At 44.0% G+C, this 15,935-nt stretch carries 24 protein-coding genes and 1 pseudogene; 14 read left to right on the top strand and 11 right to left on the bottom strand.

Features of this window, described 5'->3' with window-relative positions; all coding sequences use genetic code 11:
- Positions 1-2: 2 nt before the first annotated feature.
- The 3 genes from CDC33_RS23880 to CDC33_RS39030 all read right to left on the bottom strand — a co-directional run bounded on the left by CDC33_RS23880 (position 3) and on the right by CDC33_RS39030 (position 1,694).
- Positions 3-344 (bottom strand): hypothetical protein, encoded by a 342-nt coding sequence (locus tag CDC33_RS23880; RefSeq protein ID WP_109011028.1) that lies wholly within the window; start codon positions 342-344, stop codon positions 3-5.
- 103 nt (positions 345-447) lie between these two features.
- Positions 448-1,557 (bottom strand): hypothetical protein, encoded by a 1,110-nt coding sequence (locus tag CDC33_RS23875; RefSeq protein ID WP_146195855.1) that lies wholly within the window; start codon positions 1,555-1,557, stop codon positions 448-450.
- Complete coding sequence (locus tag CDC33_RS39030; RefSeq protein ID WP_181374116.1) at positions 1,539-1,694, bottom strand: hypothetical protein; 156 nt, start codon at positions 1,692-1,694, stop codon at positions 1,539-1,541. Before CDC33_RS39030 ends, CDC33_RS23875 begins: the two co-directional genes overlap by 19 nt.
- Before the next feature lie 2 nt (positions 1,695-1,696).
- Here CDC33_RS39030 and CDC33_RS39025 point away from each other — a divergent pair, with 2 nt between their 5' ends.
- Positions 1,697-2,077, top strand: coding sequence for a hypothetical protein (locus CDC33_RS39025; RefSeq protein ID WP_219930061.1), 381 nt, complete (start codon positions 1,697-1,699; stop codon positions 2,075-2,077).
- On the opposite strand, the gene CDC33_RS40630 is transcribed toward CDC33_RS39025, so the two are convergent.
- Complete coding sequence (locus tag CDC33_RS40630; RefSeq protein WP_244919430.1) at positions 2,007-2,897, bottom strand: transposase; 891 nt, start codon at positions 2,895-2,897, stop codon at positions 2,007-2,009. The two genes, CDC33_RS39025 and CDC33_RS40630, sit on opposite strands and share 71 nt — an antisense overlap.
- Before the next feature lie 115 nt (positions 2,898-3,012).
- Here CDC33_RS40630 and CDC33_RS23855 point away from each other — a divergent pair.
- Positions 3,013-3,270 (top strand): annotated as a pseudogene (locus CDC33_RS23855) (photosystem II D2 protein (photosystem q(a) protein)); the annotation flags it as partial.
- 608 nt (positions 3,271-3,878) lie between these two features.
- Here CDC33_RS23855 and CDC33_RS23850 read toward each other — a convergent pair.
- Genes CDC33_RS23850 through CDC33_RS23835 form a run of 4 tightly spaced genes read right to left on the bottom strand, consistent with a single transcriptional unit; the run spans position 3,879 to position 6,398 of the window.
- A complete protein-coding gene (locus tag CDC33_RS23850; protein ID WP_109007605.1) occupies positions 3,879-4,274 on the bottom strand; it encodes a four helix bundle protein in 396 nt (131 codons plus the stop codon).
- A 55-nt stretch (positions 4,275-4,329) separates the two neighbouring features.
- Entirely contained in the window at positions 4,330-5,595 is a 1,266-nt protein-coding gene (locus tag CDC33_RS23845) for a hypothetical protein (protein ID WP_109011026.1), read from the bottom strand.
- Positions 5,596-6,081, bottom strand: a complete 486-nt coding sequence (locus tag CDC33_RS23840) for a hypothetical protein (RefSeq protein ID WP_109011025.1) — start codon at positions 6,079-6,081, stop codon at positions 5,596-5,598.
- 2 nt (positions 6,082-6,083) lie between these two features.
- Positions 6,084-6,398 (bottom strand): hypothetical protein, encoded by a 315-nt coding sequence (locus CDC33_RS23835; RefSeq protein ID WP_109011024.1) that lies wholly within the window; start codon positions 6,396-6,398, stop codon positions 6,084-6,086.
- Positions 6,399-6,615: 217 nt separating this feature from the next.
- Between CDC33_RS23835 and CDC33_RS23830 the strand changes: the two genes are divergently transcribed.
- Positions 6,616-7,197 carry a tyrosine-type recombinase/integrase gene (locus CDC33_RS23830; protein ID WP_109011023.1) on the top strand — a complete coding sequence of 194 codons (582 nt, stop codon included), beginning with the start codon at positions 6,616-6,618 and terminating at the stop codon, positions 7,195-7,197.
- Complete coding sequence (locus tag CDC33_RS39020; RefSeq protein WP_181374114.1) at positions 7,194-7,346, top strand: hypothetical protein; 153 nt, start codon at positions 7,194-7,196, stop codon at positions 7,344-7,346. Before CDC33_RS23830 ends, CDC33_RS39020 begins: the two co-directional genes overlap by 4 nt.
- 235 nt (positions 7,347-7,581) lie before the next feature.
- Here the strand turns inward: CDC33_RS39020 and CDC33_RS23825 are convergent, their stop codons facing one another.
- The 3 genes from CDC33_RS23825 to CDC33_RS23815 form a co-directional block, all read right to left on the bottom strand.
- Positions 7,582-8,043, bottom strand: a complete 462-nt coding sequence (locus CDC33_RS23825; protein WP_109011022.1) for an Arm DNA-binding domain-containing protein — start codon at positions 8,041-8,043, stop codon at positions 7,582-7,584.
- 60 nt (positions 8,044-8,103) lie between these two features.
- Entirely contained in the window at positions 8,104-8,877 is a 774-nt protein-coding gene (locus CDC33_RS23820) for a hypothetical protein (RefSeq protein WP_109011021.1), read from the bottom strand.
- 124 nt (positions 8,878-9,001) lie between these two features.
- The gene (locus CDC33_RS23815; RefSeq protein WP_109011020.1) at positions 9,002-9,394 is read right to left on the bottom strand and encodes a hypothetical protein; all 393 of its coding nucleotides are present in this window, start codon (positions 9,392-9,394) and stop codon (positions 9,002-9,004) included.
- 338 nt (positions 9,395-9,732) lie between these two features.
- Here CDC33_RS23815 and CDC33_RS23810 point away from each other — a divergent pair, with 338 nt between their 5' ends.
- The 10 genes from CDC33_RS23810 (at position 9,733) to rtcA (ending at position 15,879) form a co-directional block, all read left to right on the top strand.
- Positions 9,733-10,035 (top strand): hypothetical protein, encoded by a 303-nt coding sequence (locus tag CDC33_RS23810; RefSeq protein ID WP_146195854.1) that lies wholly within the window; start codon positions 9,733-9,735, stop codon positions 10,033-10,035.
- The gene (locus CDC33_RS23805) at positions 10,010-10,480 is read left to right on the top strand and encodes a MerR family transcriptional regulator (protein ID WP_109011018.1); all 471 of its coding nucleotides are present in this window, start codon (positions 10,010-10,012) and stop codon (positions 10,478-10,480) included. The genes CDC33_RS23810 and CDC33_RS23805 overlap by 26 nt, the downstream gene beginning before the upstream one ends.
- Positions 10,467-10,727, top strand: a complete 261-nt coding sequence (locus CDC33_RS23800; protein ID WP_109011017.1) for a hypothetical protein — start codon at positions 10,467-10,469, stop codon at positions 10,725-10,727. Before CDC33_RS23805 ends, CDC33_RS23800 begins: the two co-directional genes overlap by 14 nt.
- Before the next feature lie 3 nt (positions 10,728-10,730).
- Positions 10,731-11,246 (top strand): hypothetical protein, encoded by a 516-nt coding sequence (locus CDC33_RS23795; protein ID WP_109011016.1) that lies wholly within the window; start codon positions 10,731-10,733, stop codon positions 11,244-11,246.
- Positions 11,246-11,518, top strand: coding sequence for a hypothetical protein (locus CDC33_RS23790; RefSeq protein WP_109011015.1), 273 nt, complete (start codon positions 11,246-11,248; stop codon positions 11,516-11,518). The genes CDC33_RS23795 and CDC33_RS23790 overlap by 1 nt, the downstream gene beginning before the upstream one ends.
- Positions 11,500-12,042 carry a hypothetical protein gene (locus tag CDC33_RS23785; protein ID WP_109011014.1) on the top strand — a complete coding sequence of 181 codons (543 nt, stop codon included), beginning with the start codon at positions 11,500-11,502 and terminating at the stop codon, positions 12,040-12,042. Before CDC33_RS23790 ends, CDC33_RS23785 begins: the two co-directional genes overlap by 19 nt.
- A 95-nt stretch (positions 12,043-12,137) precedes the next feature.
- Positions 12,138-12,824: a hypothetical protein gene (locus CDC33_RS23780; protein ID WP_109011013.1), complete on the top strand. Its 687-nt coding sequence runs from the start codon at positions 12,138-12,140 to the stop codon at positions 12,822-12,824.
- Positions 12,825-13,123: 299 nt separating this feature from the next.
- Entirely contained in the window at positions 13,124-14,323 is a 1,200-nt protein-coding gene (locus tag CDC33_RS23775) for an IS110 family transposase (RefSeq protein WP_109011012.1), read from the top strand.
- 142 nt (positions 14,324-14,465) lie between these two features.
- Positions 14,466-14,594 (top strand): hypothetical protein, encoded by a 129-nt coding sequence (locus CDC33_RS41380; RefSeq protein WP_280524466.1) that lies wholly within the window; start codon positions 14,466-14,468, stop codon positions 14,592-14,594.
- Between the two features lie 238 nt (positions 14,595-14,832).
- Positions 14,833-15,879, top strand: a complete 1,047-nt coding sequence (gene rtcA, locus CDC33_RS23770; protein ID WP_109011011.1) for an RNA 3'-terminal phosphate cyclase — start codon at positions 14,833-14,835, stop codon at positions 15,877-15,879.
- Positions 15,880-15,935 lie beyond the last annotated feature (56 nt).

Genomic DNA, 15,935 nt, shown 5'->3' with positions numbered 1-15,935 from the left:
ATTTATCCTAACCTCATGCGACGGGGAATATTTGTTGTCTTGACATCTTGCCCAGCAACTTTTTTGGGTAGCAACCCGCCCATTGCTGAAGTAAATTTGCTTGCAATACACAGGACAGTTCGCACTTTATTATCTTTAAGCCGGCAATTAATTCGGATTAAATGACCTTCTTCAATCGCTTTACTGATGGTGAGTTTGCCCTTATATACTGTATTGTCTGGATCAGGTGCTTTTGCAATACCTACGACAGTCTTAATGTCATCGTAAATATCAGGTAACAGTGCAGTGAACTTATCATTATCAATTGTGATAATGTGTGGAACTTTTGGTAGAGGTTTTACCATAAAATCAAATTGAAATGTTTGATTTAATCTAGCCTCATTTATGAATGTTTTACGACGGAACCCCTTAAGCCTCCGCTTTTATTGATGTCTTACGGAGGAAGGCTTATTTAAAGAATTTTACCCATTTAGGCTTTTTGTCTTTTGTGCCTTCTGGATAATAGTCAACTCTTACAAGTTGCACATTAATCTCTTTTAAGGGTTGTCCCTTACGTTGACCAACTTTATAAAAACTTCCCTCAGTATATTTAGGGTCAATTATGGTTTTTGCTTGATTAATTACTTTTTCTGCTTCTTCTTTTGAAAAGGCATTTATAAATACTTTAGTATTATCTTTAAGTGTTAATATCCCTTCCCATGACCCCTTTTGATATCCATTTAAAGGTGCTGTAGTTGGGGCTGTAATAATTGTTGGGTGTGGGATAGTTACGGGATAATAATCTTTTCCTAAAGTTCCGTCTTCTCGCTTCTCAACAAACAAGCAAATTAATTGGGGAATATGACCTTCTGGAGAAAGTTGATATCTTTCTGGCAATGCAACAACTGCATTATCCATTAAGCACAAACTTGATTGAATACTTGCTAAAGAATTCATTTCATGAATCAACCAGGCTTCTAGCTTCTTGGGACAGTGAATTGTCCGATATCTAATAATTGGTGTTTTATCTTCATTACATCCAATTATGGTTGGAACAGATATCTCTACAAAGTCTGAATTATCCTTATTGCATTGCAAACCCTCAATATCAAATAGTTTTTCAAAAATAGATTTAATTTCTGATTCCATGCCTGCTGGAACCTTGATTTTTTTAGGTTCTTTTAAAGCTACAGGTTTGTGAGTCTTTGGGTCGCAGGAATCAAAAGTTTTAATTTCTATTTCAATTAGTGGATTGCATTGCTGTGCTTCAATGTCGAATAGTTTTTCAAAAGTAGCTATAACCTGTTGTTCCGTTCCTGGCGCAACTTTTATCTTTTTAGGTGGTTGCAAAGCTACAGGTTTATGAGTTTCTGGATCGCAGGAAGCAAAAGTTTTAACTTCTATTTCAACTAATTGATAGCATTCTAAAGCAGCAGCATTTGCTATCTGTTCAAAATTTAGAGTTTCTTGTGATTCAGTTCCCTTAATTACTTGAATATTTTTATATACAAATTGTGGTGCTTTTGTTTGAGGATTGCACCCTTCAAAGCACTTAGCATTTATATTTGAAAATTCCACTTTTGCATCCTCACCTTTGTCTCCCTTATCTGCCTTATCTCCTTTATCTCCCTTATCTGCCTTATCTCCTTTATCTCCCTTATCTCCTTTGTCTCCCTTTCCTTGATCTCCTTTATCTCCTTTGTCTCCCTTATCACCTTTGACTCGTGGCCCTGGTTCGCCTGGAGGGCCTGGTTCTCCTACTCCTGGTGGCCCTGGTTCGCCTGGAGGGCCTGGTTCTCCTACTCCTGGTGGCCCTGGTTCGCCTGGAGGGCCTGGTTCTCCTACTCCTGGTGGCCCTGGTTCGCCTGGAGGGCCTGGGGGGCCTGGTTCTCCTACTCCTGGAGGGCCTGGGGGGCCGCTCACAAGTGTAGGTTTTTTACAATCAGATCTAGAAAGAGGTAAGACTTGGAAGACTTGGGGGGAAAGTAGACAAGGAAGCTTTTTTACGCCAGAACCATTCATTGAGATTAGGAAGTATTGGCAGCAGCAGCAGATGTACTGTGGTAGGGTTGTGGAAACAAACCAGTTAAAGAAATAGCCTTGCCGTTAAGTAAGTCAGCAAGAATATGAATTAAACCTTGAAGAAAACAAGAAATCTTACAAACAGTTTTTTTGGGAATATCTTGTTTTTTGTCCAGATGATTTGGAGAAAGTTCTTTCGATAAATTATTTAGGTAATGTGGCTCTATATCAGTGCCAATTGTTATAGTCCAAAGGGTAGCTACAGCCATAGCTAACCATACCCTTTCGGCTCTATTTGGTTCTCGTAAACGAGTTTTATGCCACTGCCAACCATCACTTTTGATATCCCGATAACTACACTCAATCCAAGAACGTAAAGAATACCAGAGAGCATCCCCTTGTTGGGGTAGTAAATCCGTGACAATTAACCAAGGATCTTTGTAACCTTCATCCCAACGGGCAAGTATTGTGCAATTGAGTGGATTAGTTTTAAAACAGGTGACTATTCCAGACCAACTCGTCCCTGTTTTTTGTACTAGTTTATCTAAAAACTGCCATTCGGTCTCTCCTCTAATTTGATATGTTCCAGTATAATTAATTCGTAAAAAAGGATGCCAATTCAAAGCGCAAATTGCGTCAAACAACCAGTCAGCATAGAGTCCTCTATCTGCTGAAACAACGACTTGCATTTCCGGAGGAACAACATCTTTCAATGATTGGAATAATTGCTGCCAATGAGGTTTCCAAGCTCCTTTTTCTGTTCCTTTGACAATTTTCCAAGCTACAGGAATGCCGCAACCCCGATAGAGAACATGAACAGAAAGAACCGTGAAGTGTTGTCCAATATTAGTGCTATCTACCGCAAGAGGAAGCCATTTTTCTTCACTGTTCCACATACTCAAAATCCATTGGAGTAGGGGAGCAAAGCACTTAGTTACATCTATAGCAGTTCTTTTTTTTCCTGTTTTGGCATCTGCTTCTTGATACCATTCTTTTAGTCTTTGTCGAACACACTTCTTCATGTTGTTCGTGCCAGTCACAGGCTTATGGATGAGCGCCGTCGGCATCGTCGGTTTGGCACTCAACCTGCGGGCTTATGATTTCGTCTCCCAAGAATTGCGGGCGGCGGAAGACCCTGAGTTTGAAACCTTCTATACCAAAAACATTTTGCTTAACGAGGGTATCCGCGCTTGGATGGCTCCTCAAGATCAACCCCACGAACAATTTGTATTCCCTGAGGAAGTTCTACCTCGCGGTAACGCTCTCTAATATTAAAAGCCGACCCATGACTTAAATTAGGGTTGTGGTTGCTGAAAATTGACACCAACCAGATTAAATAATCTTTTTTGCATAAGCCAAAAAAGTGTCAATATTTCCCATTCTCCAGTCATCTCCCGCCTTTTGGTGGGAGATTTTTTTATATATCGTTAATATCTCTAAATTTATGTGTTATCTTGAATAAAGGTTATAAACCCAGAGTAAATGCTCTGCCCTTTTGAGACTAAGACCGCTTAGGCAACAAGGAGGTGATGCCCATGATAGAAAGTAGTAAATGCATGGGTCATCAGGTTGCAGTTAGCCGGCTGTGCGCCGGGGCTGTTCTCTAAAAGTTAGCCTTAGTTATCTTTGAGATACTAAGTTAGCTCAAGTAGCTAGGCAAGCTCGGAGTTCCTTCCGGCAGTCTGGTTGCAACCTGAAGACCCGCTAGACCGCTTTGAGTTAGATCATCCGATATAACTCAGAGCGGATAGTTTTTTATGGATAAATTTTATCAACAAGAAAACTCTCTTTACTGCTACTTCTGGCAAAGATAGATCAGGGAAATGATAACTAACAATTTTCGCCCATTCTTTGAGATACTTATTCTTTAGCATTCTTCAACCAATTAACCAATCTTCTGGTTGATTAATCATCTTGACTAATCCGCTTAATACTTGATTATATGCACCAGATAAATTTTTTTCCTCTTCTATCGATAAATACTGATATCTGAGAGCAAACTTCAGCCAAACCTGGGTTTCTGCTGCTTCTGCTTCACATTCGTTTAATTTAGCGATAAATGAGGCTTTATATCTTCTTTTTCGCCAAGCCTCTGCTAAGTTGGCACAAACTGAGCGAGATGAACGACGAATTTGGTCTGTAAGAGAGTATCTTTCTTCCTCTGGGAACCGTTTTGATATCTCAAAAATAGTTATAGCTGCCTGAAATGCTTTTTGGTAGATGATTAAATCTTCGTGGGTTATAATTTTTCTGCGTTCTTCCTCCTTGTCCACTTTCCCTCCTTGTCTACCTAGTCTTACCTCATTCTAGATGTTTTTTGTAAAAAACCTACACTTGTGAGGGGGGGCCGGGTGGTCCTGGAGTTCCTGGTAATCCAGGTGGGCCTGGAATAAGTGGTTTTGCAGCATCGGCTTTAGCTATTTCGGCATCAGCTAAAGCTCTTTCAGCATCAGCTTTGGCACTGACAACTTGATCTTGAACTCCAACAATTTCATCTTGAAGCCCTCCTAGTTCATCCTGAAGCCCCCCTAGTTCATCTTGGAGTCCGCCGATTTCATCTTGGACTACACCAATTTCATCCTGAAGCCCACCAATTTCTCCCTCAAGCCCACTAATTTCACCTTGAAGCCCACCAATTTCTCCCTCAAGCCCACTAATTTCACCTTGAAGCCCACCAATTTCTCCCTCAAGCCCGCCGATTTCACCTTGAAGCCCACCTATTTCTCCTTGGAGTCCGCCAACTTCATCTTGAAGCCCAATTACTTCACCTTGCAGTCCACCTAATTCACCTTGCAGTCCGCCTATTTCACCTTGCAGTCCGCCTATTTCACCTTGCAGCCCGACTATCTCTCCCTCAATTCCAACAATTTCGGCTTCTACACCTGCTATTGCTGACAAAGCAGCTGCGGCTTCTGCGGCGGCGGCACCAATCGAAGCCAACACAGGCCCAATGGCGGCAGCAATTAAGGGCGCTGCAACGATTGCTATTAATGCTGCAAGCCCTGCTGTTACTGCAATAATTTCTGCTTTTAAGTAGTTAATTTCGCTCTCAAGTTCACCAATGGATCTATCTTGATCGCCCTGCCAGCTAATTAGATTGTGAATCTGCGGCTCTAAATAATCTTTTGCCCTTTGTACTGCTTCAGCAATAATTCCCTCTCGATCTAAATTGCCTCCTTTAAGTGCAGCAATTTCTTGAAGGGCTTCATTGGCGGCATCTAAGGCATTAAAAGCAACTTGCTCTGCGTCATCCGCTACATTATGAGCAGCTTTGGCAGCAACCTGAGCATCATTGCTTAATGTAATCGCATCAGCTTCAGCGCTTTTAGCTGCACTCAACGCCTGTGATGCATGTCTGTCAGCATCTTCAGCCTGATTCTGTGCATTTAGTGCTTGTTGGCTGGCTGCTTTAGCCAAGTCTTCAGCATTAGTGGCTATTGAAGATGCCTGTGATGCTGTTCTTTGTGCATCTTGAATCTGAGATATTAGTGCATTAATTTGATTTTGCAATTGCTGACAGCAATCGCATTGATGACCAGCACAATTACTAATATTTGATAGTGAGGAGATTAGCGATTGTCCAGCAGAAGACATCTAACAAACCTCACTACCAATTTTAGAAATTAGGGCTTCAATTGATGCAAATTCACCCTGGTCAAGACAAACCTTACCATCTGGGCAGAATGTTGTCGGATCAACACATTTTTTGCCTTCAGCACACGCTCCACCGTTAGCACACACACCTTGGCAGTCAGCTAATGATCGATAAATTCCTTGTGTTTTGTATTGAGTTGAGAGTGTACAGACTCCGTTAATGCAATCGTAGGATTCAGCAGAGACAGAATATATCCGCATGAAGTGGAAATTCTGTCCATTTGCGACCCCTATGTAATTGCCTGCCGAGTGACATCGAGTTACTGTAACTGTTTGTCCACTTGTACCAACAAGATGCTCACCTTGAGCGCCCCACACATTATCAACTAGAACTGTGTACCATTCCTGTCCGCTTGGAACTGTGCCTGAGTAGCCGCAGTTTGAATCAGGCCCACTTCCACTTGCGCTAATTAATGTTTTAGCCATTGTTAAACAGCATTAGGATCAAAAGTTGGAGCGTTGTATGTGCCATAGAATCTTTCTGTAAATTGAAACTGAGTTTTTGGCGCACCGTTCCGAGTTACCGGGGAAGAAATTGTAATATCACTTGTTGCTAAAACAGAAGCGTCTGTATTTGCATTTAGCCAAGTGTGAGCAGTTTGAATAATTGCCGCGTACAATTCCAGCGCTGTAGGGTTAGCACTTGTCAAAGCAGGTAGAGAACTCAGTGGAATTTCTAATACTTTTGGTGTTCCTGAAAAGGTGGAGTTTGCCCCAAATAAATCGGTGATTCCAGGTTGCATACAATCTTATTTTTGTAAACGAATAAATCCGTTGTAGGCGTTAGCTAAATTTATGTAAATATTCCAGTTTTTATGTAAAACAAGCACATTCACTGAGGACGTGTAATGCTTGCTGCTAATAGGATTGAAGCGAATATTTCTAATACTTTAATTTAGGAATATTCCAGTTTAACCATTGGGAGTGGTTAAACCGGAACAAGCAGAAGTTATAAATAATATGAAAAATAATCGAAATGGACAGGCCGCAGTTTTGACCGACGCGGATTATTCCAAAATTCGTAAGCAGATCCGTAGTCAAAAATATAAACTGCTTTTGGATCTAGCTTGGTACACCGGGGAACGCTGGGGGGCGTTGGTGAAGTTGCAACTTTTGGATGTGTACAATCTTGACGGTTCACCCAGTGAGTATATCAATTTTCGCGCCAGGACTCGCAAGGCAACACCCAACGGGAAGCGACAGACGCGCCAGGTGCCGGTTCACGATACTCTAGCTGAATTGCTAGCAGCATATAAACCAGTAGAGGGTTCAATTTGGTTATTCCCGTCTAGAGAGGGAGATAAGCCAATGTGCTTACGGGGGGCTGATCAAATTTTACGCACAGCTGTACAGAGAGCCGGACTTGAGGCTAAGGGTATATCGACTCATTCCACCCGCCGCACTTTTATTACGAAGTTGGCAAAGCGCGGTGTAGGACTGGCAACAATTAAAAAAGCCACTGGTCATACTGACTTGAAGGTGCTTTCACGTTACATCGAGGTGAGTGACGAGGATGTCAGGAGTGCGATCGCAACTCTATGAACGCCAAACTCCTCCAATTGCAAATTGAAATTTTCTTCGAGCGGTTGCAGAAAGGGGAATACGACCATCCCTTATATTTAGCTATGACACTGGAGAATTTAGCTTCTCAGGCATGGGATGAGGTAGACCGGGTTTACCCAGAATTGTGACAAACCGCAGTCGCGGCGGATAAACTCGAAGCGATACATCTTACTAACAGGTGCGAAACTGCGATCGCACTTCTCCCTAGAAAGTGCGATGCCTGCGGCGGGCTGCGCCTACGCATTTTTCATTGGTCATTGGTCATTGGGAATTGGGCATGTTGCAGGACTGAAGCCCTTGCGGCATTTCTGACAAAACCATCTTTGAACTAGTCTCTTGTCAGACAATTTATAACTACCGTTTTTAAAAATTAGCGTTGTCTGATTGCATCTTGGGCATGGTGGACGGCTCATGTTTCCAGCCTCGGATTAGGTTCTCAATTTCACATGGTAATTTACCATCCCAGATCCAAACTTCCACATCTGCCTTTTTGCGCTTGGCGATGATACTGTCCACGCTACCCAGGTAAAGGCGGTTTTTTTTCCTGCCTACCATCCAGCAATAGCGGTAATACCAATATTTATTACCAGAGCGCTCGACCCAGTATTTCTCTATCCAGTGGGTATCGTGTTGGGGCGCAAGTTTTTTAGTATCAGTTAAAACTTGCGCCCCAACACTTTTGTACTGAAAGTCTGACTCTGAAATTTGCGCCCCAACACTATGTAACTCTTGGGGGGTGGGTTCATCCCAGAACGGATCGTAAACGGGAGTGGGGAGTGAAGACTTAGCAAAAGCTTCTAAATCAAAAAGTGTAGTTTGTTTCATAATCAAACTGGTTATATAGTCGCTGCTCCTTTGGGGGCAGTTTTTTTATGCAGTTATTCCCTAGTAATCCCTTGGGAGGTTACCAGGGAACCAAGATTTTAAAGCAAGTAGAAAATCAGATAACTTAAGCGTTTCGTCTTCCCAGTAACAGTTGCGTAAACAAGCAATTAACCATCCTTGAGGATTAGGGATTACTTGACGCTGACTACGCTTAACAAAGTGCTTAAGAGCTAATCGGACATCTTCAATATCAAACTCAAACATTTCTCTAGTTGATGGTTTATTTGGGTCAAAGTATATTTGGTACTCAGCACAAGCTATAAGTATCTCGTGTTGTCTTTCTAACTCTTCAAATTCGGCGGTAGTAAGAGTAATACTATTGCTGCTGCTGTTAACCCCCGGTTCGGCATTAGTACCATTTGAGGCGGGTAAATCGTAACTAGAGTTATGGTTATGTAACTTTTTTTTTCGCCGTTTTTTAGGTGGATTTAACCATGACAATGGTCTTACAAGTAACTTGGTTATCTTCCAAGAATATTGTTTAATTACTTGTAAAACACGGCATGATACCAGTATTTCAAATATCTTTTTGAGGTAGTTGTGAGCATAAGGTTTACCTCTAGTCTTGGCTACCCAGGTATTAAATTCTGATAAATCTGGCTCTATCTCGCTGGCAATTTGCCCTTGCCTCATTAACCACTGCCAAAGGATTTTTGCGGCGGGTGGAATATGATGTTGATAACAAAATGCTTCGTGTGCTTCCGTCCAGGGAGGCGAACTTTTTGGTGAATTTTCTGGCATAATACTATTAGTTTGATTAGTTTGATGCGTCATCAGTCCACCGGGAAGTTCAATTTTAGGTGGACTCTTGGTTTTTTAGACAATCGGCGATCGCACTCCAGAAATGGCGGACGCGATCGCACACAATAAAGCCGTTCTACCTTATGGTAGGACGGCTTTATTCTTCTTTGTTGTCAGACGCTTCTGAGATTAGGTTGTATATCTCTTGCTCTAGCTCTGCTATTTCCTGAGTGAGTTCTAGCTTATGAGCTTTGCTTTGGTGTAACTGCGTCTCAAGCTGTTTTTGTTGGTTGTCAACGTAATCTGAGTATTTAGACTCAATCAGTTTGAGACGCTGGAGGATTTTCCCATTAGCTGAATTTCCTTTGAGGGCACTTGCCCCACTGGAATCTTCCCCTCGACAACCATTCTTAGCAAATCTGCTTTGCTGTAACCCATAGCTTGAGCTACTATCTCGAAGTTCTCCCAGTCTGCGCGACTCATCCGCACTGAGACTATCATCGAATCCTCTGCTAGTTTCTTGGGCCTTGCCATCTAAGTTTAAAATCACAACGTCATCCCCACCATATTGTATTACGGAATAATTTTGTTGTACAAAACCATTGACTTAGTTCTGTATGACAATATAGCATTAGGAAGTTGTGTATGACAAAACTTTGCAACACAACATCGCTCCCCAACGCCTGACAGTTCGCGTTGCAACCGGAGCAAGCACCCGCGCCTAGACCTTGCGCGGAAACACCCTGTACCTGATGCCCAACTGCATTTACCCGTAAGTCGTAGCGTCGCGGGGTAGCAGTGCAAATAAAAAGGCAATCACTACGCGCAAGCGATCGCCTTCGTTTAATGCAAATGGAATTTTCGATTATCAATGAGGAGATTGTACCAATGTCCAAGCCATTAGGCTATTACACAGCATACACACCCGGCGATGATTCACTTTTAGAAAAACTGCAAGAGGAGTATGGGTCAACTTTTGAGAAAATCAGCAAGCGAGAAAAATTGGTTATCCTCACCGTTTTGGCATCACATCTAGGGTGTCAGCTTGAGGGAGATGTCAGGAGTGAAATTTTTGCAGTTGCAGCAGAGATGAGAGATCAGCTTTCATCCCCTGACCAGGCAGGAGTAATGTTCGCGATAATTTCTCAAATCCGTTGGGGGCAGAATGCAGAACCTGTACACCATTCCTGAAGCAGCGCGGGAAACGGGCATCCCACAAAGTACCATTCGTTCATGGTTACGCCGACATCCTGAAGTGTTCCAATTTGACATTCACGTTGTCACCGATGAACACGGGCAGAAGTTGTGGACTGAATCAGGAATTGAACTGTTGCACAGCCGACGTGCAACGAAAACTGCAACAGATGACGATGCAGAAATTGATCCAGAATCCGATGCACCCGATTTACTTGAGTCACTACTGGAGGAAGATTCACAGCGCCTAGCTAACGAATATTATCGACAGCTACCCGGTCGCACCTTGCAACGGATTAGACAGATGCGGTTTAATCCCACACCTGAACAACGCAAAATAGTCGAGTTGTCATTCCGCGCCGCCATTAACGCGGGAACCGAGCATCTACTCTTACCCACATATCAGCCAAGATTCCTGGAGTCAGTAGATGAAACAGACTAAAAAACAGCTTACCAGTAAGGTTGTGCCATTCACCGGCGAATTTTACCCAGTTCCCGATCCTGAACCTACACCAGTTGGGAATAACCTTGCTGGTTATTTGGTAATCATCGCGGCTGCACTGGTTGCTGGTTTAAGCATGGGTGCAATGTCAACTTACCAAAGCGCTTCGCAAGTGCAGTTACGCGAGATGAAAGCTCAAAGCCAACAGCTTGAGAAGGTTAAAAGTCAAGTTTGTAATAGGAACTAAACAATGGGAATCCTTACCCGAATTACCAGCGCTGCAAAATCCAGTAGCAACAAGAGTAATGAATCAACGCTCTCCACTGGGGGCCACGGCATAGATAAAAATCGAGTGCTTGCCCCCACAGATCCAACCGTCATAAACCCGATGAACGCGGGAACTTGGGAGACTGTCAGAACTGCACCGATCAACGATAAACCCCGCTACTTTAACAAGGCTGAGGCTGATGCACTTAAAGTTGTTGCACGTCAAAAAAGAGAAGAAGCGCGTCAGGCTAAACGAGCTTATAAATCGCTCAAAAGCCTGGAAGAAGCTGACGCGCAGGTGCATACCGCGCATCGTGGGTACATCAAGAAAGTCGCGGATCATGAATTGACTAAAAAACGCGCTGATGCAACGACTGCAAGGCATTTACACACCTTGCGACCTGAGTATGCACAGTTAGGCTTTGGGCTAGACCGCGCCGAAAACAAAGCCCAACAACGCATTGAAGAGTTAAAAGCCAAAATCAAGGAAAAATATTAATGGCAAAGGCGGTACACCTGGGGGCTTGGTTTCTTCTAGGCTGTATCGCCTCTAGCTCTGTGGCTTGGCTAGGGGCGTTACATCCGGCTTTGTTTCGGGTGATGTGGGTAATTTACATCATGTCTGGAGTGGCTTTAGCCCTTGCCCTGCTTACCGATGACGCGGTAAGACAGTTTCTTAAATTGTCTGAATCAGATTATTACGCCTTGTTAATTGCGATCTCCGTTTCGATTGTCTTAGGAGGAATGCTGTCATGGCTGATAGGTGGTTAAAAACCAACTGTTTGTTAGCTAGTGCAACAGCTTTTTGGCTGACTGCACTTTCTCCAGTTCCCGCGATCGCAAAGGGAGTTAGCTACAGTCTGGCGCTAGTGGCATCAGTGCAACTTGTTGGTGAATCACGCCGCTTGATTGTACAAGATGCCCGACGTACAGCACTCGCGGCTATGAACCAAGAGCTAGAACAAACAGAAATTGCACTGCACAGCCAACAGCAAGAGCAAGCGCTCTATGAAATTTACGGCACAACACCAACTTACCCTAAGGAAGTCAGGGAGGAATTAAAAACTAGCCTAGAACACTTATATAAGGAGCCGAGCGCGGATTATAGCGGTGAAACTTCCGCTTCCACAAACGACGACAAAGCCTTCTATTTGGCTGTGAAGTCACTACTGGAAGTTAGAGGGGAGACTTATGTGATTGAGCAAGTTTTGAAGATGGGGGGCCGCCGATGGGAGTCTGGCAAGCGGCGATTGCAACAGATATTGCAGCAAGGCAGGCAGGAGGAATGGGACTAATTTCAAAGCGATGGCGATCCATGAGGAACGCGATCGCTTTATCGATATCAACACTTCAACACGTTTACAAGTAAAAAATATCACATTTATGTGCGATGACAAAACATGACACTTGGGTAAAACTCAAGCCCAATAGCCCTTATGAGCCAATTTTGGATTTATTTCCAGATGGCATGATACCCATGCGCGATCCATTTGCGTTAGAGCGTGTGACCACATCGGACGGTGATGTGGTTGCCCTGTGGATAATTGACATGGAGCGCCTCAGTAGCTTTCAAGCCCAAGCCTTAGCCCAAATTATTGCCATCCACCACAACACCGATCCGCTTGAAGTAGCGCAAGAGGCAGTATCCATTGGTGGGTTTGCAATAAATAACGAGTGGGTTGAATCAATGAAATGCTGGTGTGAAGGTTTCGAGCGAGGTAGAGAACTTGCTGATTTTTTAGAAACTTCCCCACCACAAGGGACTCGTGAAGGTACTACAGCATTCTGGGAATTTCACCAAAGCCAACATGACCGATGGATTGAGGGGAACCAAGAGCCGAGGCCAATTAATTCCATTGAAGATATTCATCCATCGCTACGTACCCCTGAACTTGAACGATTAATCAACATGCATCAGGTTGAGAGTGCGATCGCGCAGGGTGGTTACTCAGTGCTGGACGTTCTCACGGGTCGAGCAATGGTTGATTCTCTAAATATCATTGACCCAGAAAACTCATATTCATTAGTTGGATATGATGACGAGTTTGAAGACGATGAAATTTATGAAGATAACTAAAACCGCCTGATGAGCCGATTGACTCGCCGGCGAAACGCGATCCATTATCGCGTCGCGGACTGGAGTCCAACCCAGACGTACAGCACATACACACAGCAGCTTAGGGCTTTTGGCATGAATCAAGCTTTTAAGCTTTTGCACTTTCGTAAGCTCGGCTACTGTAAGTGTGCTGTTCCCTCCCTATGTCGCCGGAGTTCGCGCTCCGGCATTGCCTTGAGAGTGAACTAGGCTGTTGTGGCCTTCGGGTGATTCGCAGGCATGGCATCAGGGACAAGACGAAACCACCCAGGAGGAACTGAATGATTAGAATTTTGGGACTTGATGTCAGCAAGTCCTCTGTTTCGGCTTGCCTGCTTACGGAGAAACCCGAAGACCCACGTCAATTTTATTATGAATGCCCGTTTTTGAAGTTGAGCGCTGATGCAAAGGGAATTCAAGATTTACTCGCGCTCAATGCGGACATTGCACTGTTAGAACCTACTGGCAACAATTACAGTAAGTTGTGGGGTACTCATTTAGCACGAAGCGGGGTAGAAGTTCGGTTAGTTGGTCATAAAGAACTGAGGAATTATCGAGCAAATCACCTAGCACTGCCTGATAAAGATGATGATGCAGATGCACTGGCACTCGCTTGCTACTACTTTGATTACCACCAAGATCCGCGTCGATTTGTCCAAATTCGCGATCGCAACATTGTCAGAATCCGCGAACTGGTTTTGAGACTTGCTCACCTCAACCGGGTGCAGTCCCCGATCATGAATCGGGCGCGTCAGGATTTGGCCTGGCAGTTTCCAGAAGTTGCACTAGTAAAGTCCCGCCGGGGTGAAGCTGGTGAAGCGCCTTTGCTCTGGGGTTGGCTTGCTGGAATTCGCAAAAGTACGCGCTATGACCGCCTTTACTCGCAAACTGTCGGCTTGGGAATCACCGAAACAGTTCGAGAACACGCAAAACGGATTTGTGACCTCCAGCGTGAGGAACATGTCATAGAGGGAGAGTTAAAAGAATTGCTTGCTGATCCTCGGTTTGACCATTACCGCACAGTTTTTAAACGGTTTGGATTTGGCGATCGCCTAACTGCGATCGTTCTCTCCCAGATTTACCCCATTGAGGGATTCTTAGATGCGGAGGGTAAACCAGAGGTGAGAATACGCCAGGGGCGAAACTCTAAAAAACCCACCAAACGCCACCTTTCATTGAGGAGATTTCAGAAAGCCCTCGGCGCTGCTCCCTCGATGGAAGCTTCCGGCGATAGCAAGAAAACCAAGGTCATAGGCGGATCGGATTTATGCCGCAAGTCTTTGTGGCAGTGGGTGTTTACCAGAATTGAACCGAAGCAAGCGCGCCTCAAAAATGATATTGGTAAAACATTGGGTGAACAATTAGACGCTGAAAAATTGGCGGGTCGTCCGGTAAAGCTTGTCAGAAATCGGATTGCAGCCAAAGGAGCGCGACTGCTATTTAGAGAACTGATTCAAGCCCACAATAAATTGTTAGAGTGAAAGTGCTGTGAAACATGAGAATTAAGATTTTAAAACGCAAAGGAGCGCAAAGGGAAGCGCAGAGGTTCGCAGAGGAGTTAATTCTCTGTGTTCCTCTGCGTAAACCTTTGTGTCCCTCTGCGTTAAAAAAAGGATATAAGTTATGACAACATTGGATGCCCTAATTAATTCTCTAGAAGGTATAGAAACCATCACCGACTCCGCCCAAGTCGCAAAATTATCCCAGGCTTATCACACCTTTAGCCCGGTACTTGTGCCGAAAAGTTATTGACCCTGAACAGTTAAAATTTAAGGAAATAGTTGACCCATATCAATTGATGAATCCCGGTAAAAGCAAGGTTCTTCAATTGCAAATTCAAAATTAGCAAACTACAAAAAACACATATCAGAACTTTTTCTGTATATTTGTGTAACTTGTCTTCAAAAAACTAGCTGCTAGACTTTATAATTTGTGGTTTGATTTTAAGAGCCGTGGGGATAACCCAAAATCCACCATTCCAAAATCGCCCATGATTGAAATTGACGGTTCCTACGGAGAGGGAGGCGGACAAGTTCTTCGCACTTCCTTAAGTCTAGCGGCCATCACTGGCGAACCCATACGAATTTCAGGCATTCGCGCTGGACGTAAAAAGCCAGGATTAGCAGCACAACACTTAACAGCAGTTCGGGCTGCGGCGAGGATTTGTAATGCCCAATTACGGGGTGATGCTTTGGGTTCAATGCTGCTAGAATTCATCCCAGGTAGTGCTGTGCAAGCTGGAACTTATACCTTTGATGTTAGTAAAGCACAAGTTGGTGGTTCTGCGGGTGCGATCGCTCTAGTTTTACAGACAATTCTCTTACCTTTGGCACTAGCATCTGGCAATTCTCAAGTGACACTCAAGGGTGGAACTCATGTAAACTTTAGCCCAACAGTGACGTACATTGAGCAAGTTTATCTGCCGATATTGCAACGCATGGGTGTAGAAGCTCAAGTCAAGTTAGGCGCTTGGGGATGGTTTCCCAAAGGTGGCGGAGAGGTACAATTGCAGGTAGATGGCGGTGGTAAACTCAACGGGATCAACTTACTAGAACGGGGAGAATTACAACAGGTGCGAGGGCTAGCAGTGGTAACAGAATTGCCTTCGCATATTCCCCAACGGATGGCGAATCGGGCCGAGAATTTGTTACGGGAAGCCCATGTGAAAGTTGCTGTACACGCTTTGCGAGAAAGAGGTATAGCACCGGGAGCGGGTATTTTTTTAACTGCTGAGTATGAGAACAGCTTGACAGGCTTTGGTGGATTTGGGCGATTACGATTATCGGCGGAAACTGTTGCAGAAATTGCTTGTCAGCAACTGCTTGAGTTCCATCATACCGGTGCAGCAGTAGATGAACATTTAGCAGATCAGTTATTATTACCAGCTGCTTTAGCTTCACAGGAAAGTCATTACCGGGTGGCTGAGGTGAGTAGACATTTAACGACAAATGCAGCCGTAATTGAACAATTTGGGTTGGCGCAGATTAGGGTAAATGAAGCTGAGAAAATTGTGTCGGTAAAGAGCTTGACTAGCTGAAGTAGAAGAAGCTTTAAGAGATTGCTTTATGTAAGAGTCTTCGGTTTACCAGATAC

It is taken from the genome of Nostoc commune NIES-4072, assembly GCF_003113895.1.
GTDB classification, from domain to species: domain Bacteria; phylum Cyanobacteriota; class Cyanobacteriia; order Cyanobacteriales; family Nostocaceae; genus Nostoc; species Nostoc commune.
The sequence above is the reverse complement of the archived record's forward strand: the minus strand, read 5'-3'. Positions and strand labels throughout refer to the sequence as shown.

Coding starts and splice junctions, on each gene's coding strand:
- CDC33_RS23780 (WP_109011013.1), top strand. CDS start 12,138: ATGACAAAACATGACACTTGGGTAAAACTCAAGCCCAATAGCCCTTAT.
- CDC33_RS40630 (WP_244919430.1), bottom strand. CDS start 2,897: ATGTGGAACAGTGAAGAAAAATGGCTTCCTCTTGCGGTAGATAGCACT.
- CDC33_RS23805 (WP_109011018.1), top strand. CDS start 10,010: ATGCAGAACCTGTACACCATTCCTGAAGCAGCGCGGGAAACGGGCATC.
- CDC33_RS23785 (WP_109011014.1), top strand. CDS start 11,500: ATGGCTGATAGGTGGTTAAAAACCAACTGTTTGTTAGCTAGTGCAACA.
- CDC33_RS23840 (WP_109011025.1), bottom strand. CDS start 6,081: ATGGCTAAAACATTAATTAGCGCAAGTGGAAGTGGGCCTGATTCAAAC.
- CDC33_RS23845 (WP_109011026.1), bottom strand. CDS start 5,595: ATGTCTTCTGCTGGACAATCGCTAATCTCCTCACTATCAAATATTAGT.
- CDC33_RS23820 (WP_109011021.1), bottom strand. CDS start 8,877: ATGACGCATCAAACTAATCAAACTAATAGTATTATGCCAGAAAATTCA.
- CDC33_RS23790 (WP_109011015.1), top strand. CDS start 11,246: ATGGCAAAGGCGGTACACCTGGGGGCTTGGTTTCTTCTAGGCTGTATC.
- CDC33_RS23795 (WP_109011016.1), top strand. CDS start 10,731: ATGGGAATCCTTACCCGAATTACCAGCGCTGCAAAATCCAGTAGCAAC.
- rtcA (WP_109011011.1), top strand. CDS start 14,833: ATGATTGAAATTGACGGTTCCTACGGAGAGGGAGGCGGACAAGTTCTT.
- CDC33_RS23775 (WP_109011012.1), top strand. CDS start 13,124: ATGATTAGAATTTTGGGACTTGATGTCAGCAAGTCCTCTGTTTCGGCT.
- CDC33_RS23880 (WP_109011028.1), bottom strand. CDS start 344: ATGGTAAAACCTCTACCAAAAGTTCCACACATTATCACAATTGATAAT.
- CDC33_RS23800 (WP_109011017.1), top strand. CDS start 10,467: ATGAAACAGACTAAAAAACAGCTTACCAGTAAGGTTGTGCCATTCACC.
- CDC33_RS23830 (WP_109011023.1), top strand. CDS start 6,616: ATGAAAAATAATCGAAATGGACAGGCCGCAGTTTTGACCGACGCGGAT.
- CDC33_RS23825 (WP_109011022.1), bottom strand. CDS start 8,043: ATGAAACAAACTACACTTTTTGATTTAGAAGCTTTTGCTAAGTCTTCA.
- CDC33_RS41380 (WP_280524466.1), top strand. CDS start 14,466: ATGACAACATTGGATGCCCTAATTAATTCTCTAGAAGGTATAGAAACC.
- CDC33_RS23835 (WP_109011024.1), bottom strand. CDS start 6,398: ATGCAACCTGGAATCACCGATTTATTTGGGGCAAACTCCACCTTTTCA.
- CDC33_RS39020 (WP_181374114.1), top strand. CDS start 7,194: ATGAACGCCAAACTCCTCCAATTGCAAATTGAAATTTTCTTCGAGCGG.
- CDC33_RS23810 (WP_146195854.1), top strand. CDS start 9,733: ATGTCCAAGCCATTAGGCTATTACACAGCATACACACCCGGCGATGAT.